Source organism: Azospirillum isscasi (assembly GCF_030849505.1).
Classification (GTDB): domain Bacteria; phylum Pseudomonadota; class Alphaproteobacteria; order Azospirillales; family Azospirillaceae; genus Azospirillum; species Azospirillum isscasi.
On record NZ_JAUJFI010000299.1, the window covers coordinates 1 to 2,753 of the forward strand.

Genomic DNA, 2,753 nt, shown 5'->3' on the forward strand with positions numbered 1-2,753 from the left:
GGCACCGGGGCCGGCATGGCCGGCGTCTTCGGCGCGTTGGCGGGCGCCGGGGCGCCGGGGCGTCCCGGTGGCGCGCGGTTGACGGACCCCGGCCCCATGGACGGGGCGAGGCCGCCGACCGAGGCGCCCAGCGTGCGGTACTGGAACAGGATCGAGGAGTTGCAGAGGTTCAGGCTGCAGGACAGGGCATCGGTGCGGATGACGCCGTCGCGCGACTGGGTGGCCGCACGCTCGATGCAGTTTTCCAGCTCGCGCACGTTGCCGGGCCAGGTGCAGCGGTTCAGCACCTCCAGCGCCTCGTCCTCGATGGCGAGGGTCATGCCGTTGTCCTTGGCGAACTTCGCCACGAAATGGCGGGCCAGCGGACCGATGTCCTGGCGCCGTTCGCGCAGCGGCGGCAGATGGATGGTGACCACGTTGATGCGGAAATACAGGTCGGCGCGGAACTTGCCGTGGCCGACCGCCTCCTCCAGGTTCAGGTTGGTGGCGCAGATCAGCCGGACGTCGGTCTTGATGGTCTTCGACCCGCCGACCCGCTCGAACTCCTGCTCCTGCAGGACGCGCAGCAGCTTGGCCTGGAAGTTGGGGGAGATGTCGCCGATCTCGTCCAGGAACAGCGTGCCGCCGGACGCCAGCTCGAACCGGCCCTTGTGGTCCTTCTGCGCGCCGGTGAAGGCGCCCTTTTCGTGGCCGAACAGCTCCGATTCCAGAAGCGATTCGGGCAGGGCGGCGCAGTTCACGCGGATGAAGGGGGCGTCCTTGCGCGGCGACATGTTGTGGATGGCCCGCGCGATCAGCTCCTTGCCGGTGCCGCTCTCGCCGCGGATCAGCACGGTGGACTTGAAGGGCGCCACGCGGTGCACCTGGGCCATCACCTCCAGCATGTTGGGGCTGGTGCAGACCACGTCGTTGATCGGGGCGGCGACGGGACGCAGCTCCTTCTGCATGCGGAAGGTTTCCCGCATCATGAAGCGGCGTTCCTCGGCCACGGTGCGGTGCAGCCGCACGGTCTGGCCGATCAGATTGGCGACCATGGTCAGGAAGCGCACGTCGCTGCCGAAATGGCCCTGCGGCCCTTCGTCGGAAATGCGGTCGATGGTCAGCACGCCGACGACCACCCCCGCGGCCTTGATCGGCACGCCGACCAGCGAGGCCACCTGCTCGTCCAGATCCTCGCGCCCGCCGGTGCGGTTCAGGAACAGCGGTTCCTCCGCCAGATTGGGGACGACGGCGGGCATGCCGGTCTTCAGGATGCGGCCGGTGATGCCTTCCCCCTCGCGGAACTCGAACTGCGCCGCGGCCTCGTTCGACAGGCCGTTCGCGGCCACGAGACGCAGCACATTGTCCTCGCCCACCAGATAGACGCGCCCGCGGTGCATCTGGAGCTGGTAGGCCAGCGCGCGAAGCACCTCGCGCAAGGTCTGCTGGAGGTCGAGAGAGGAACCGAGGATCTTGCTGACCTCGTAAATGGTCAGCAGTTCCAGGTTCGACGTGGACTGGCGCATTGCACCCGGCATGATCGACACCCCCTGCTCAACCGGGACTCCGGACCTCCGCGCGTTCCTGCGCGCCCGTCCGATCAGGTCCCGGCACGGCGCCTTGAACCGTTCCTCCCGGGGTGGGGTGTGCGCTCCTTGGAAACTGGCGCCTTTTGACCACCGGCGTGCCCACCGCCGAACCGCCGCCCTGTGCAGCCGTTCGCTTCGCGGACAGTCGAAAGTTTCGGCAACTCTTCGCTGAAAGGCAAGCCCTTTTGCATATTAGTTGCTGCGTCGCACAATGACTTACGGCTGCGGCGTAAAGGCGCAACCCTTGTGAAGACTGGCATTTCCTTCGGCAATAAGTTAATAACTGACCAGTCAGTAATATTTTCCCGAGCCGGAGCGATCATGCCGGAAGAGGACGCGCCCGAGGACTCCGCCGCCCCGCGCTGGCGCCGCCGGAAGGAGGCGCGCCCCCGGGAGATCGTCGATGCGGCCCTGACCGTCTTCGGCGAACGCGGCTTCGCGGCGGCCCGGCTGGAGGATGTCGCGGCGCGGGCGGGGGTCAGCAAGGGGACGCTCTACCTCTATTTCCCGAACAAGGAGGAGCTGTTCAAGGCGGTCGTCCGCGAGGCCATCCTGCCCAACCTGGACATGGCCGAACGCCTGCTGGCCGGGGCGCAGGGACCGAGCTTCGCCGTGCTGGAAACGTTGTTGACCCTCTTCGCGACGCGCATCCTGACGACCCGTGCCGGGGCCATTCCGAAACTGATCGTCGCGGAGGCCGGCAACTTCCCCGATCTCGCCCGCTTCTATTACGAGGAGGTGATCCGGCGCGCCTTCGCCCTGCTGGCGGCGGTGCTGGAGCGCGGCGTGGCGCGCGGGGAGTTCCGTCCGGTGGACGTCGATTCGACCGTCCGGCTGATCGTCGCGCCGATGCTGATGAGCGCGCTGTGGCGCTCCTCCTTCGCGGCGCTGGAGGAGCGCCCGCTGGACGTGCGGGCGCTGCTGGCCGCTCATCTCGACGCGCTGCGCCGCGCGCTCGCCCCGGAGGGAGGGCCGAGTCCATGAGCTGGATGTCCGAAACGCTGGCGGCGGCGCTCGCGGTGCTGGGACTCGGCGGCGGGAGCGCCGTGCCGCTGGCCCACGGCTATGCGGAGGGGGAATATCTGCGCATCGCCGCGCCGCTGGCCGGAACGCTCGACTCGTTGGCGGTGACGCGCGGCGGGCGGGTGGAGGCGGGGGCGCCGCTGTTCGCGCTCGACCGGACCG

General features: G+C 68.7%; 2 protein-coding genes and 1 pseudogene. 2 read left to right on the forward strand and 1 reads right to left on the reverse strand.

Features of this window, described 5'->3' with window-relative positions; all coding sequences use genetic code 11:
- Positions 1 to 1,517, reverse strand: a 1,517-nt coding sequence (nifA, locus tag QSG27_RS28365) for a nif-specific transcriptional activator NifA (RefSeq protein WP_306712136.1), incomplete at its 3' end; no start/stop codon positions are given.
- A gap of 372 nt (positions 1,518 to 1,889) precedes the next feature.
- Here nifA and QSG27_RS28370 point away from each other — a divergent pair.
- Both QSG27_RS28370 and QSG27_RS28375 read left to right on the forward strand, forming a co-directional pair.
- Positions 1,890 to 2,552, forward strand: coding sequence for a TetR/AcrR family transcriptional regulator (locus QSG27_RS28370; RefSeq protein ID WP_306712137.1), 663 nt, complete (start codon positions 1,890 to 1,892; stop codon positions 2,550 to 2,552).
- Positions 2,549 to 2,753: pseudogene (locus QSG27_RS28375) on the forward strand (biotin/lipoyl-binding protein); the annotation flags it as partial. The gene QSG27_RS28370 and the pseudogene QSG27_RS28375, both read left to right, overlap by 4 nt.